Raw genomic sequence first — 12,981 nt, 5'->3', positions numbered from 1 at the left:
GCAGAGAAGAGCGCATCGGAGCGCCAAGCATAGCGTTCTCCGGCACCGGGGATGGCGCGGGAATTCGCACATGTCGAGACCGGTTCTCGGGGTAGCCGCAGGAGGAGCAGCATAGCGCGGCTGGCATTTGGATCGACTGCCTCCGAGTAGGCATTCCATATCTCGCGTCCAGATCGTCGGATTGCTGTTGGAAAACCTACGCGCGTTGCAACTCTCTATTGCATTTCAATCGGCTTTGGATTGTACCTGCTAGTGATTTAGACACGTTTGATAAGCATTGCGATGGCGAAAGATACACCCTTCAGCGCGGTCACGCGAAAGATGATCGACAACTGGTTGCAAACGGACCCAAAGACCCCGAGCACGCCAGATTTCGTCTACCGCGATATCCTCGACATGCTGTCGATCAAAATGAGACTGACAGTATTCTCGATCTATGGTGACGACCCCAAGCGGTGGCACATGAAGGCCATACGCCATTCGGGATTCACGTCGCGCATCCTGAATATCAACGGGATATTCGCCGACACGTATATTGGGGATTTCAAGGACCAGACGTACATGGAGGAGGCGGTCATCCCGCGCCTTCTTCAAGTTCTTGAAAGTCAGCAGCCGTCGATGGAACTCGTGAAGACCAAGCTCTTCGGCGTAAGTCTTGGCTACGATCGCATCCTCATTCCTCAGCGGAATGTCGAGCGGCCACGCTGGATCATTTCTTCGTCCTATGCGCAATTCCTGGTGAGCCAACCAAAGCGACAGGAGAAGCTCGACATCGCGGATGAGGCGATCGTCCAACTCCTTTTTGAGGGGGCTAGCGCGAAGGAGATGGCGGTCACCCTCGACGTTTCTCATCGTACCATCGAGCATCGGCTTGAGAAAATGAAGGAGCGATATGGAGCCAGAAACACTGTGCATCTGGTCGCGATGCTCATGGCCAACCATCTTGAGCGGGTGGCAGATAGCAATCGATTCTAGACACTCTACTGGGACACGCCGGGCTGGCTAATTTCTCCCGACGTAGGCATCACCTGAAAAGCTGGATGATGTTGTTCGGTGCGTTGTTGGCGATGCTCATTGACTGGAGCGCTAACTGTTGTTGGGTCTGAAGCGCTGTCAAGCGCGTCGATTCCTCTTCCATATCGGCATCAACAAGTCGGCCGATCCCCTTGTCGATGTTAGCGGCTGCTTTTGCCGCAAATTCCGCCTGCATGTCGATGTGGTTTTTCAGGGAGCCAAGGGCTGCCGCACCGTCGACCACCCGCCGCAGCATCGTCTCCACCGTATACAGATAGGCGTTCACCAGGCCGGGGTTACGTTCGACATCAACGTCCTTCAAACCGCTCATTGGAAGCGGCTCGACGTTCACGGTCATATTTGAGAAACCGATTTGAGTCTTTCCGCCGTTCAACCTGTCATCCAAGGGGTCCGACCTAACGAGAATCTGCGAGCCGTTTGCTTCAATGATGGTGTTGGGGCGGGTGATCAGCGCCTTCAAAACGGTAACCATGTCGTCGGCCGTGTTGACCCAGCCGTCCGTCGTTCCGAGGATCGTATTGATCGTGTTGCGATCGATTGTGTGGGTCTCGGTCGCCTCGCCGTTGACGCCAAAGGTGAAATCCAGAGAAACGTCCCGGTAGATCTTGAACGGCGTGAAATTCAATGTCATCGCAGAGCCGAGATAGCCGTAAGCGTTACCGTTTCCTAGATCGCCGACGGCCGTGCTTGCACTGTAGTTGCTGATTTCGATCTGGGACCCGTTAAGGCCGAAGGACGCGTCTTCATCGGTTTCGATTGTGTACCGATCAGGGATCACGTTTCCATTTTGGTCACGATAGTAACTCGCCGATGCGCCGGTTCCTGCGAGTGCCGCATTCAGCACCCTCACCAACTGGACATTGTCGCTGATAAGACCATCGGAGCGGCCGAGTGTCGAGTTGATCAGCGCCCTGTTGATCGTGACGCCGACCGTTGTATGACCAGCGTTCAGAGGTGGTGCCAATCCTTGGCTCGGGTTGTCACCGTCAACGGTGACATCGAACGTGACCTGATCGGTGTTCGAAAATGTGGTGGGGCCGGTGAAATTGAATAACCTGACTGCCGGCGCGCCGGGGTGGACATTGTCCGCGAAATAGTCGTTGGTGATGTCGGCGGTAAGGTAGTTTGCATCTCGCATGCCGCCGATGGTGAGCGGACTCCGGGGATCACCGTCGAGAATCCCTCCGCCTTCCTTGTTGTAGAGCGATGTCATGATCTGGTCGATCGACATCGTGCCGACCCCCACCGTGCCGTCCGCATTCCGCACAAATGACGACACGACGTGGGCGGATCGATCCTCCGGGTCCGCCTCGAAGAGGTCGTGGATATCGGTGTCCAACCAGTTAACACCGTTGAAGGAGGCCGAACCGGCGATGGTCACGGTCTGTTGGACCAGCTGCGATATTTCGTCCTGTATTTTGGCCTTGTCCACCCCATTCTCGGACGCGGCGACCAGCTTCGACTTGATCTGACTCAACACTGTTCCGGTCTGCTCCATCGCCTGGTAGGCGATGTCCACCTTGGCCGAACCTAGTCCCAACGCATCTGAGACGGCCGCAACCGCCATCCGATCCGACCGCATCGTCGTGGAGATCGACCAGTAGGCGGCATTGTCGGAAGCAGTCTGTATCCGCAGTCCGGAACTGACACGGCTCTGCGTATCGGCAAGGTTGGAATTCACCGTGCGCAATGCATGCAGGGCCACCATAGAGGCTGTGTTGGTCGAAACGCTGGTCAAAAGTCACCACAAAGGTAGGATCATGTGGCGGCATCATGCGCCTAGAGGGGGCTATATAGCCCGTGAGAATATGGTTCACGACATCTTAACGAAGACGGCGAGCGCGTAGGGTAAAAATACGGCGGTGACGCATTAGCTCCAAAAAACCATCGTTGACATTGGAAGCTGGTCCCGACCTATAGAGAATATCTCTTACTATATAAGGAAAACGGGACAGAAATTGATAAGACACTGTAACTGCTTATAAAAGGCAGCTCACATTTCGTTTTCAGCGCGGCCGTCACGCTCGGGTAGGTACTGTGCCAAAACTTCGTCGCTAGGCGCGCACCACTCGCCGTTCGTTTCCAAGTCAAGCATGTTCGCTAGCCGTTCGCGGACGTCGTGATAGTATTCACCGCTGCTCTCAAACCAATCCCGGAGATAGGCCAGTCTGGCGAAGCTCTTGGGCGACGTCTCAGCGGTTTTGTCCATTACGCCTAGTACGAAATCCACCATCTGGAATGCATCGAAAACATAACGAACAATCGCCCACGAAGCCCTTCAGGTCGCCAAGAAGTTTTGCAAGGCGTCTGGTGGCAGCCCTTACATCTGGGTCAGTGATCATCCCCACGAGGTCAGCCAGATTTTCGTGCATTCTATTGCCGGAATATGAGCGGTAGGCGCGCTCCACCCAAGGCCTTTCAAACCTGAAGATGGGGCGCAGCTTCTCGAATGGGTAGAAATTACCATTGTCGCTCATATCGATGATAGCCATGACATCAACTACGAAAGGGTCGGACCAGAAGTAGTCTTCGGCCGGCTCTGCTGGAGGTGTAGGAAATTGGATCGGCAGATATCGGTTCAATCGCTTTTGTTCGTCAGTCCACGTCGCGGCCTCCGACATCGAATGAAAGCGGCGTCCTCGATGGACACAGCAGACGCCGTCGATGGCGAGCATGTTGTAGCCAAGTCCGGCGGACGAAACTTCGGAGAGAACGGTCTTCAGTTTTTTAATTCGAGACGCTAGGGTCGTCGCCGGCACCACGCTAAGCTCCTTGCCGTCCCACAGGGCCGAGGCGAGGCGGTCGAGTTGAATGATACCTGCGGAGCGACGATCGAATGTCGCATCCAGTATTTCGAGCAGCCGTTGGCCGGTTTTTGTCAGCTTGCGAGCTTTGATATCGCGTCGAGGCGATATCCCCCTGTCTCACAAGGTGTCTGCCGACGGTGCTCTTGGACTGTCCAGTAAGGCGTGCGGCTCCTCGCACCGACGCCTTTCCGTAGAGCTCGCCAGAAATTGCAAGCGCCTCGGGAGCCAGCAGGAAGAAACCGGCGCGCTCCTCTCGGCTGCGTTTTGGCCGGTAGCGCGGAATATTGTACCTGTTCATCGTCCAGCTAACGACGTCGTGGACTAGTTCGCACTCCTCCTGCGCACTCATCTCGCGGATTGAACCCGTCTCACGCCTACGACGCATAAAGTCTTCGCAGAACCGCTTTAGGACGTCCGCGTTTTTCCCGTTCTCGTTGGCGAAGGAATAAACCGCCTTGCGTAGGGCGTTGAAAGCTTCAGGGTTTTCGCTCAAGTCTTTCGCCGTGCTCTTGCTTGCTGACGTAACAATGCTGTCGCGAAAAATGCCGCAGATCAAGGTGACGGAGAACGGTCCCCTGACCTGCGGGGTCTCTACTGACGGTGGCTTCGGGCTAGAACTTCGGCGCGCTTATCGTGCTAAGCGCGGATTTAGCCTTGGCGGTCTCCAATGATTTCGCGGCATACGCCTCGTCGAGCGGAGCCGCATCAATTGCGCGGCGATGGTCGATCATCTGGAAATCGAGGCGTCCAGCGCGGCCCAGGTTGTCCGACGAAATCCCGGCCGTGACATAGAGGCCGCAATTGGGGTCCATCCTCAAGCCAACAAGGTCGCTGCTGATTATGCAGTTTCCGTCGTATTTATAAGCATCCGTCTTATTTCCCTGTGCGTCGAATTGCCAGGTTATCCGGTAACTTCCACCATCTTCAGAGATTTGGCTCGGCTCGCCCAGACGTTCCAGCAGACCGTCTGCAACCGCCTTTCCAAGCGGAACTTTTGATAAATCCTCGCCGAAGAGGATAGTGCGGTGCAATGCGACCATTCCATTGCCGCTCCCCAAACCCGAGAACATGACGTCGATATCTTCTCGGGAGCGCGTCTCGATGTTCGGATGACCCCATTTGCCGAATTTGATGTACTCCTCGCCCGAAGGCAGTTCCCACTTCGTGAAGCCAGACCAGCGCCAGTCAGGGTTGATATCCAGCGCGGCTTTCTCGATCTGATCCGGCGTCATGCCGATGTTCATACCCGAGATTCCAATTTCCGCTGAGAAAGCGGGCGCGGCGGGAAGAAGCGCGAGTGCGAATAGGGCAGCCGGCAGGGCTGCGCATTTAGGGATACGCATGATGACCTCGTTGAGTTGGAAAAGGCGAGTATTTGCCTGTCTAGGAATGTTGGGGGATTAGTCGCCGACGCTGACGAACTTCAGCAGTGCGTTGCCGTTCATTTTGTGGCCGATAACGCCGCAGCCGTTTTTTTCTCTTACAGGCGCAGCTCCTCGAAGGATCAGCGTATGCCAGCCTTGTTGCTTGCCTGTGACTTCATATGGAGCGGGTGCGCAACCTGCTTTGAAGGTATAGGCCGTACCTTTGATGATGGCGCTGTCGTCGTAAGGGTCCCACGGCGCGGTGGACTTGAAGAGCAACGCACCAGGCTTGACCGTCGCCGAGATTGAGCGTTTCGGTTTCTGATAGATGATCGTGCCTGCGCTGGGGCTAATGACCGTATCCGAGCCGTTGTGATCGAATACCGCCCGATTGTCGACTGTTGCCGTTGCGCTTTCATCGGTTGATGAAATCGACACTGGTTGAGGAGCGGCTACCGGATCGCGAACATAATATTGATCGAGGGGCGGCGGGCCACCGCAGGTTGGCAGCATCGTGCCGGAAGAATAAAGGCGACCGTCTTCATGCACGGTCAGGTAAAAATAGTAGTTGCCGTACGGATCGTGAGCAACTGGACCTCCCCAGCTCTTCTCGTAGGTTGCGGGAACGGACCAGTGGCAAGGCGCAGCCTTCCCCTTCATGGAGAAAGTGATTTCGACGCTGTTGGATGAGGCCGAGGTAGCGATGTCGAGGATGCAGGTGCCATCCGCCCCGCAATCGCGTGACCATCTGCCGCGAAATTCATCCGCACCGCCTACAGCGAGTACAGGACTGTAGGTGGCGGCAACGACTGCAGCGGCCGCCGACGCCATAAACGTGTATTTTGTGAACCAGCGTCTGCCGTTCGCCGGCGCTTCTAAGATGCGACGCATCTGTAACCCCCAGGCCTTGATGTCAAATCCCCTCGGGGCTTTACTCGCCCCGAAACGACCATCGGCGGTTACGTCTTAAATTTCCCCCGGAATCCGTAGGGTAATTATACCCGGCTACTGCGTGTGGAAGTGCCCGCGAGATTACAGGATTAACGGCAGCTAAAGCGATCTCTATCATTTTTACAGATCGAACCGTCATCATCGAAGAGGTGGCCAATAACGCTTACCTGTCGGCTGGAGTCCAATTCGATTTGAGCGCCATGTACTCGTCGAGAACTGCATCCGTCCAGACTGTCATGGCCTTGCGTTTCAAATGAAGGTGCTGCGCCCCGCCATACGCGAGCCGCGTGATGCGAGCGACGCGCTGCTCGCTCCATCCGTCGTCGTGGCGATCCAATTTGTCGGTGCGCCTGACTTCGTGAGCAAGCACCGCGGACGCGCCGCCGGGAATGCCCGCATCGTCAAGCGCTTGAGTGATTGACCGACGCGTATCATGCGGCGTCCACCATTTGATCCCGTTCGCGGCGAATGGATTAACGGCGGTCGCTCTATGCTTTGTAAGCGTGTCTCGCGCGGCAAGCCGCTGACAAACGACCAAGGTGGACGATCGGTGGATATGGATGTCTTTTTCGCCACGTTCCGACGGAAAGAGCCATTTGCTCTCGGACTTTTTTATGTGTTCGCTTTTGGATGCCATGTGCATGACCAAGCGGGGCGGTATTGGGAGAATATGAGCCACCCCCGCCTTCATGATGCCTTCGCCCCAAGCAGCCAGATACCAGCCTTCGTTTGCGCGTCAAGCTGACGCGATTAAATAGCAGCTTAAAGGCACGGTACGTTAATCTCTCGCGTGAAAATTGCCGCCTCACAATCGTTGAGGTTTTTTGATGATGACGCGAAATAATATACGCTTTCTAGTGTTTCTGGTCGTTGTTGGGGTGTCCGTCTGGCACGTAAATCATTCCGTGACGAAACATCTCGCCGGCATTTTGGTTTCAACCGATGCTATCGCGAGTACGGCAGCTCCTCGGGATATTGTCGACTCAAATCTCGATGTCGTCAGCGACCTCCTCAACAAAGGCCTCAAGGAGGAGGAGATCAGCCCGCTTGCGCTTGAAAGTTACTATGGCAACTTCTATCTGGCAGAGGTAGATAATGGCGGATTTGCCCAGTTTGTTTTCAATTCGGGATGGGACCGCAATGTCGTCCGATATGTAAGGCGAGGACTTTTGGACATCGATGCCCGCCAGAATTTGGCGTTATTCGACGAGGTAGTCGAAAAGGTGGCGGCACTCGATCCCAAAAAGCTTGAGACCTTCTTGAGTGTGCAGACCTTCGGCAAAGATGAGATAAGGGATAGTCTCAACGGCGACGATAGCAAGTTCTTTGCCCTCCAAAACGCTGAGAACTTGACCAAACTCAACTCAACCTGGTTGCGGCGGCAACCGTCCCTGACTGCCCTGTCACCAGATGCCCTGCGCTCAGAAATCAGAAATAGAGTTGCGGCCATACCAGACAAGGATGTGCGTGCTGCAGCGGCTTGGGAGGGGACGCCCTCTTATGTGAAGTTAATCGCCTCGCTTTGTGCCGCAAGCGGGCAAAAGCTGGATCGGATTACTGCGGGGGATCCCATGCTCCGTTACGATGGCAAGAAGATCGTCAAGCTGTCAGATGCTGAGCTTAAGCAGAAAGGCACAAAGGAACATGATATCGTCTGGTTCTTTCTGACGGACAAGGGCCTTCATATGATGGGAGAGAACAACGGCAGGGCTGCCATGTTCGATTCGAAGTCTGGCGCCAAAGTCGCTGAAATTGCGGTTCCATAGACCGATTTTTTGTTGGCTAGCTTTACCGCCGCAAATCGAACCAGTCCTGCGCGCCCGTCGAACCGTCATACCCTTAAATTCTACGGGTCTTGCCCTCTCCGGTGGCCCGCCTATCTACCCGCTGCGGCACAAGTAAACTTTCTCTTATATTGCGTTGCAAAATGTGAGCGGGAGTGCCATTTTGTGCCGGGGGTTACTTGAGTGCTTTTAGAAGGAGACTTTAATGTCCATTTCTCTCAAGAATCTGGATCAATCCAAAGCCACCGCCATTTCAGCCATCAATGTCGCCGCTGAGGTCAAGAAGGCCCGCGAAGCTGTTGGGTACAGTGTTGATGATCTGGCGGTAACCTGTGGCCTGGTGGCTGCGGAAATTACTGAAATTGAAAATGGGGAACATGCCGATCCGGCAAAGCTGAAGCGCATCGCCGCTGCCTTGCAGGTTCCGGTTTCTGCTTTCGTCCCGATGTAATTGCCTTCAGGGCGAACCAAAAGAGCCGGTCGATCTGACCGGCTTTTTTCGTTTCAGGACCTCGTTCCCGGTAATCATGGAACTCCCGGTTCCCTCCAGCCGTTCTATCCGTGGACAGGAGAACGGAATGTCGAAGACGCTTCTATACGGTGCGACCAAGGTGGACGAGACGAATGTCGCCTATGCGGCAATCGCCAGCCTCGAGCAGTTCCAGTGGAAGAACCGCGTCTTCGTGATTTTCTCCGACAGGGATAACAGTCGCGCCGCGCGCCAGGAGAACCAGTTGCTGGCCGACCGGCCGGCACTCGACGAGCGCGACATGATCGTCCTGAAAATCGGAGGCAACAGCGTCAAGCCGGTCTTCGGTTCGGCAGAACCGATCGCGGCGGAGGCACTGCGCACCGAACTCGATGCGCCCGATGCCGGAGATTTCCATGCGGCGCTGATCGGCAAGGACGGAACGGTGAAGCTGAAGGTCAGTGAACCCGTCAGCAATGGCGAGCTGTTCGCCATCATCGACAGCATGCCGATGCGCGCCGCCGAGACCCTGAAGCCGGACAACTGAGCAATCCAACAAGACGGAAGGAGCAGGATATGTCCGTACCGAACGAACCTATCCCCGATCAGCCGCCGATGCCGGGACCCGGCTGGAAGCCGGAGCCGCCGATCAAGGAGCCGGAGCCCGACAGGCTTCCGGATGAGGTTCCGAACCCCAATCCCGATGAAAACGAGGAGCCGCCCAAGCACCTTCTATAGGAAGATGTGCCTGTCGGCGGCGACGAGCTCCTGCAGGAAATCGGAAACGGTGCGCACGCGCACCAGCTCGCGCGCGCTCTCGTGGAACGTCGTCCAGTAGGCCCGCCGGATCGAGATTTCCGGCAGGATGCGGATCAGCTTGTCGTGCTGGCGGGCGATATAGTCATGCAGAATGCCGATGCCGGCGCCTGAAAGCACAGCTTCGGTCTGCCCCGTGGCGGATGAAATCTCGAAAGCGGCATCCCAGTTGCGCATCACTTCGCCGGTGAAGTTCAGCGACTGTGAAAAGAGCAGGTCCTCGACATAGCCGATGCGGCGGTGCTGCTTCAGCGCTTCGGCATCGGCAGGCAGGCCGTTGGCGTCGGCATAGCTCTGCGAGGCGTAAAGGCCGAGCGTGTAATCGGTGAGCTTTGCGGAAACCAGCCGTCCCTGTTCCGGCCGCTCCAGCGTGATGGCGATATCCGCCTCGCGCTGCGACAGCGAGAAGGAGCGGGGCACTGGCACCAGCTGGATCTTCAGTTCGGGATGGCGCTCGATCAGCCGTCCCATGCGCGGCGCCAGGAACGAGACGCCGAAACCATCGGGAGCGCCGACCCGCACCGTGCCAGCGATCGCCGTGTCGGTGCGGCCGAGGTTGGCCTGCGCCGCCAGCATCTCCGTTTCCATCCGCTCCGCCGAAGCCAGGAACACCTCGCCCTCGGCGGTCAGCTCGCAGCCATTCGTCCGGCGCACGAAGAGGCGCGTCTTCAGCGCTTCCTCCAGCGAAGTCAGCCGCCGCGACAGCGTCGCATGGTTCAGCCCCAGCCGCTTCGAGGCGGCAAGGATCTGCCCGGTGCGGGCAACGGCGAGGAAGATGCGGACGTCGTCCCAGTTCATGGCTTGCTGCACATGATGATCGGTTCGACATCGAGAAGCGTCAACGATGTGACCATGCCGGCCGTGCCGGTCTTGTATTTCAGGAAGTGCGGCGTCTGCAGATGTGCTTCATAGGCCTCCCGGTTGGCATAGACCTCGAGAATGCGGATCTTCTCCGGAGAACCGACGACGGCGACCGCACTGAGCGACAGCACGCCGTCTTCGAAGGCGACCGATGCCGAAATCTCCTCGGCAAGCAGCGCTCTGTAGGCGTCGAGATGCCTGATATCGATCTCGATTTCCGCCATTCTGACGACACGGTCTTCACTCATCGATGGATCGCCTTATCTTGAGTTTGCCCGCTTGCCCGATCATCGGGCGCTTCGGCCGTATTTCGCATCGCGCTACAATTTATGCACAACGGTTGCTTATCTTAGCTCATTGATTTGTGCAAATTGAAGTGCGATTGTTCGCCATCCAAAAAATAGGAGGAGCACTTCTCATGCGTCAGATCGGACATTTCATCGGCGGCAAGCAGGTCGCAGGCACCAGCGGCCGCACCAGCAACGCCTATAACCCGGCAACCGGCGAAGTTCAGGCAACGGTCGCGCTCGCCAGCGATGCCGAGATGGATGCAGCGGTACAGAGCGCCAAGGCTGCTCAGCCGAAGTGGGCTGCCACCAACCCGCAGCGCCGCGCCCGTGTGTTCATGAAGTTCGTTCAGCTGCTCAATGACAACATGAACGAGCTCGCCGAGCTGCTTTCCAAGGAACATGGCAAGACCATCGAAGACTCCAAGGGCGATATCATTCGCGGCCTCGAAGTCTGCGAATTCGTCATCGGCATTCCGCATCTCGCCAAGAGCGAATTCACCGAAGGCGCAGGTCCGAATATCGACATGTATTCGATCCGCCAGGCCGTCGGCGTCGGCGCCGGCATCACGCCGTTCAACTTCCCGGCCATGATCCCGATGTGGATGTTCGCCCCGGCGATCGCCTGCGGCAACGCCTTCATCCTGAAGCCCTCGGAGCGCGATCCGTCCGTTCCGATCCGTCTTGCCGAACTGATGATCGAAGCAGGCCTGCCTGCCGGCATCCTGAACGTCGTCAACGGCGACAAGGGCGCGGTCGACGCGATCCTGACGCATCCGGATATCTCGGCCGTCTCCTTCGTCGGCTCCACGCCGATCGCCCGCTACGTCTATGGCACCGCTGCCCAGAACGGCAAGCGCGCCCAGTGCTTCGGCGGCGCCAAGAACCACATGATCATCATGCCGGATGCCGATCTCGATCAGGCTGCCAACGCGCTGATGGGCGCGGGCTACGGCTCTGCCGGCGAGCGCTGCATGGCGATCTCGGTTGCCGTTCCGGTCGGCGAGGAAACCGCCAACCGCCTGATCGCCAAGCTGACCCCGATGGTCGAGTCGCTGCGCATCGGTCCCTACACCGACGACAAGGCGGACATGGGCCCGGTTGTCACCAAGGAAGCCCAGGCGCGCATCATGGGCCTGATCAACAAGGGCGTCGATGAAGGCGCAAAGCTCGTCGTCGACGGCCGCGACTTCAAGCTCCAGGGTTATGAAGACGGCTATTTCGTCGGCGGCTGCCTGTTCGACAACGTCACGCCCGATATGGACATCTACAAGACCGAAATCTTCGGACCGGTCCTGTCGGTCGTCCGTGCCAAGAACTACGAGGAAGCCCTCGAACTGCCGATGAAGCATGAATATGGCAACGGCGTCGCGATCTATACCCGCGACGGCGATGCCGCCCGCGACTTCGCTTCGCGCATCAACATCGGCATGGTCGGCGTCAACGTTCCGATCCCGGTTCCGCTCGCCTACCACTCCTTCGGCGGCTGGAAGTCTTCGTCCTTCGGCGATCTCAACCAGCACGGCACCGACTCGATCAAGTTCTGGACCCGCACCAAGACCGTGACCAGCCGCTGGCCGTCGGGCATCAAGGATGGCGCCGAGTTTGTCATGCCGACGATGAAGTAAGCGATCTTCATTATAGGATCAGGAAAACGGGCTCCCGGCGGGGCCCGTTTTTCGTTTGACGCTATGCGGCGAGGGGCCGCATAAACGTGACTCCGATTTTCATATTTTGGAATTGTTCAAAACTATCAAAGCCACTATATAGGCTTCAGCCCCTATCGAGTCAGGAGAACGGCATGCGATTGACGAAGCAGACCAACTATGCGGTTCGCATGTTGATGTATTGCGCTGCCAATGAAGGACATCTGAGCCGGATCCCCGAAATCGCCAAGGCATATGGTGTTTCCGAGCTTTTCCTTTTCAAGATCCTGCAGCCGCTGAACAAGGCGGGTCTCGTCGAAACCGTTCGTGGCCGCAATGGCGGCGTGCGCCTTGGCAAGCCGGCAGCCGATATCAGTCTGTTCGATGTCGTGCGCGTCACTGAAGACAGCTTCGCGATGGCCGAGTGCTTTGAAGATGGCGCGGTCGAGTGCCCGCTGGTCGATAGCTGCGGTCTGAACTCGGCACTGCGCAAGGCGCTGAACGCCTTCTTCGATGTGCTGACCGAGTATTCCATCGACGACCTCGTGAAGGCTCGCCCGCAGATCAACTTCCTGCTCGGCCTCACCGGCGACCAGGCTTTTCGCAAGCCTGCGATACCCGCTCCGGCTGCCTAATATTGGAATAGTCGAAAATCGTCATGAAACCGCAGCTACTCCCGGTAGCTGCGGTTTCTCGTTTCCGGTCACGTCTTGTTGATATATCACAGCCTCTTGAAACCGCTTTCAATGCCGTCGAGAGACGCGAAATTATACCAAATGCGACAGAATCGCGGGCGAATGTGCCTCAATCTTGCAAATTTGGGCCTATTTTTGACCGAAAATTTCTAAAGTTGCTTTTACGGAAAAATTTTCTGCGGATGGCGTTGCTTTCAGCAAATAAATGTCGTTCCATCGGCCCGCCGATCGGGATAACTAGCGCCGATCTCCAAAGATCAAAAAGA

Annotated in this window: 14 protein-coding genes; 7 read left to right on the top strand and 7 right to left on the bottom strand. The window is 56.9% G+C overall.

All coding sequences use genetic code 11. The features are described from left to right. Nucleotides 1-282: 282 nt before the first annotated feature. Entirely contained in the window at nt 283-975 is a 693-nt protein-coding gene (locus ACQZ5H_RS22985) for a helix-turn-helix transcriptional regulator (protein ID WP_449099095.1), read from the top strand. 49 nt (nt 976-1,024) lie between these two features. Here ACQZ5H_RS22985 and ACQZ5H_RS22980 read toward each other — a convergent pair whose 3' ends face one another. The 5 genes from ACQZ5H_RS22980 to ACQZ5H_RS22960 all read right to left on the bottom strand — a co-directional run bounded on the left by ACQZ5H_RS22980 (nt 1,025) and on the right by ACQZ5H_RS22960 (nt 6,794). After that, on the bottom strand, nt 1,025-2,773 hold the full coding sequence (locus tag ACQZ5H_RS22980) for a flagellin N-terminal helical domain-containing protein (protein WP_449099094.1): 1,749 nt from the start codon (nt 2,771-2,773) through the stop codon (nt 1,025-1,027). Nucleotides 2,774-3,227: 454 nt separating this feature from the next. Further along, the gene (locus ACQZ5H_RS22975; protein ID WP_449099093.1) at nt 3,228-3,794 is read right to left on the bottom strand and encodes a hypothetical protein; all 567 of its coding nucleotides are present in this window, start codon (nt 3,792-3,794) and stop codon (nt 3,228-3,230) included. Between the two features lie 659 nt (nt 3,795-4,453). Further along, on the bottom strand, nt 4,454-5,185 hold the full coding sequence (locus ACQZ5H_RS22970; protein ID WP_449099092.1) for a hypothetical protein: 732 nt from the start codon (nt 5,183-5,185) through the stop codon (nt 4,454-4,456). Between the two features lie 57 nt (nt 5,186-5,242). Next, complete coding sequence (locus ACQZ5H_RS22965) at nt 5,243-6,097, bottom strand: hypothetical protein (RefSeq protein ID WP_449099091.1); 855 nt, start codon at nt 6,095-6,097, stop codon at nt 5,243-5,245. Between the two features lie 223 nt (nt 6,098-6,320). After that, nucleotides 6,321-6,794, bottom strand: coding sequence for a hypothetical protein (locus ACQZ5H_RS22960; protein ID WP_449099090.1), 474 nt, complete (start codon nt 6,792-6,794; stop codon nt 6,321-6,323). Nucleotides 6,795-6,984: 190 nt separating this feature from the next. Here ACQZ5H_RS22960 and ACQZ5H_RS22955 point away from each other — a divergent pair, with 190 nt between their 5' ends. The 4 genes from ACQZ5H_RS22955 to ACQZ5H_RS22940 all read left to right on the top strand — a co-directional run bounded on the left by ACQZ5H_RS22955 (nt 6,985) and on the right by ACQZ5H_RS22940 (nt 9,148). Then, a complete protein-coding gene (locus ACQZ5H_RS22955) occupies nt 6,985-7,923 on the top strand; it encodes a DMP19 family protein (RefSeq protein ID WP_449099089.1) in 939 nt (312 codons plus the stop codon). Nucleotides 7,924-8,146: 223 nt separating this feature from the next. After that, complete coding sequence (locus ACQZ5H_RS22950; protein WP_112713176.1) at nt 8,147-8,392, top strand: helix-turn-helix domain-containing protein; 246 nt, start codon at nt 8,147-8,149, stop codon at nt 8,390-8,392. 127 nt (nt 8,393-8,519) lie between these two features. Then, nucleotides 8,520-8,957, top strand: a complete 438-nt coding sequence (locus ACQZ5H_RS22945; RefSeq protein WP_449099088.1) for a DUF4174 domain-containing protein — start codon at nt 8,520-8,522, stop codon at nt 8,955-8,957. A gap of 29 nt (nt 8,958-8,986) precedes the next feature. Beyond that, nucleotides 8,987-9,148 (top strand): hypothetical protein, encoded by a 162-nt coding sequence (locus ACQZ5H_RS22940; protein WP_449099087.1) that lies wholly within the window; start codon nt 8,987-8,989, stop codon nt 9,146-9,148. On the opposite strand, the gene ACQZ5H_RS22935 is transcribed toward ACQZ5H_RS22940, so the two are convergent. Together ACQZ5H_RS22935 and ACQZ5H_RS22930 are read right to left on the bottom strand one after the other, a co-directional pair. Beyond that, on the bottom strand, nt 9,143-10,024 hold the full coding sequence (locus ACQZ5H_RS22935; protein WP_449099086.1) for a LysR family transcriptional regulator: 882 nt from the start codon (nt 10,022-10,024) through the stop codon (nt 9,143-9,145). The genes ACQZ5H_RS22940 and ACQZ5H_RS22935 overlap by 6 nt on opposite strands. Further along, nucleotides 10,021-10,335, bottom strand: coding sequence for a putative quinol monooxygenase (locus ACQZ5H_RS22930; RefSeq protein ID WP_130279026.1), 315 nt, complete (start codon nt 10,333-10,335; stop codon nt 10,021-10,023). Before ACQZ5H_RS22930 ends, ACQZ5H_RS22935 begins: the two co-directional genes overlap by 4 nt. Nucleotides 10,336-10,505: 170 nt before the next feature. Here ACQZ5H_RS22930 and ACQZ5H_RS22925 point away from each other — a divergent pair, with 170 nt between their 5' ends. Together ACQZ5H_RS22925 and rirA are read left to right on the top strand one after the other, a co-directional pair. Next, entirely contained in the window at nt 10,506-12,002 is a 1,497-nt protein-coding gene (locus ACQZ5H_RS22925) for a CoA-acylating methylmalonate-semialdehyde dehydrogenase (protein WP_449099085.1), read from the top strand. 173 nt (nt 12,003-12,175) lie between these two features. Further along, nucleotides 12,176-12,655 carry an iron-responsive transcriptional regulator RirA gene (gene rirA / locus ACQZ5H_RS22920; protein ID WP_130279025.1) on the top strand — a complete coding sequence of 160 codons (480 nt, stop codon included), beginning with the start codon at nt 12,176-12,178 and terminating at the stop codon, nt 12,653-12,655. Nucleotides 12,656-12,981: the final 326 nt, after the last annotated feature.

Source organism: Rhizobium sp. 21-4511-3d, assembly GCF_053522545.1.
Note: the sequence above shows the minus strand (reverse complement) of the source record. Positions and strands in the feature narration are given on the sequence as shown.

Excerpts from the sequence above, each read along its gene's own strand:
- ACQZ5H_RS22985 (WP_449099095.1), top strand. The coding sequence starts at position 283 with ATGGCGAAAGATACACCCTTCAGCGCGGTCACGCGAAAGATGATCGAC.
- ACQZ5H_RS22970 (WP_449099092.1), bottom strand. The coding sequence starts at position 5,185 with ATGCGTATCCCTAAATGCGCAGCCCTGCCGGCTGCCCTATTCGCACTC.
- ACQZ5H_RS22965 (WP_449099091.1), bottom strand. The coding sequence starts at position 6,097 with ATGCGTCGCATCTTAGAAGCGCCGGCGAACGGCAGACGCTGGTTCACA.
- ACQZ5H_RS22960 (WP_449099090.1), bottom strand. The coding sequence starts at position 6,794 with ATGGCATCCAAAAGCGAACACATAAAAAAGTCCGAGAGCAAATGGCTC.
- ACQZ5H_RS22955 (WP_449099089.1), top strand. The coding sequence starts at position 6,985 with ATGATGACGCGAAATAATATACGCTTTCTAGTGTTTCTGGTCGTTGTT.
- ACQZ5H_RS22950 (WP_112713176.1), top strand. The coding sequence starts at position 8,147 with ATGTCCATTTCTCTCAAGAATCTGGATCAATCCAAAGCCACCGCCATT.
- ACQZ5H_RS22945 (WP_449099088.1), top strand. The coding sequence starts at position 8,520 with ATGTCGAAGACGCTTCTATACGGTGCGACCAAGGTGGACGAGACGAAT.
- ACQZ5H_RS22940 (WP_449099087.1), top strand. The coding sequence starts at position 8,987 with ATGTCCGTACCGAACGAACCTATCCCCGATCAGCCGCCGATGCCGGGA.
- ACQZ5H_RS22935 (WP_449099086.1), bottom strand. The coding sequence starts at position 10,024 with ATGAACTGGGACGACGTCCGCATCTTCCTCGCCGTTGCCCGCACCGGG.
- ACQZ5H_RS22930 (WP_130279026.1), bottom strand. The coding sequence starts at position 10,335 with ATGAGTGAAGACCGTGTCGTCAGAATGGCGGAAATCGAGATCGATATC.
- ACQZ5H_RS22925 (WP_449099085.1), top strand. The coding sequence starts at position 10,506 with ATGCGTCAGATCGGACATTTCATCGGCGGCAAGCAGGTCGCAGGCACC.
- rirA (WP_130279025.1), top strand. The coding sequence starts at position 12,176 with ATGCGATTGACGAAGCAGACCAACTATGCGGTTCGCATGTTGATGTAT.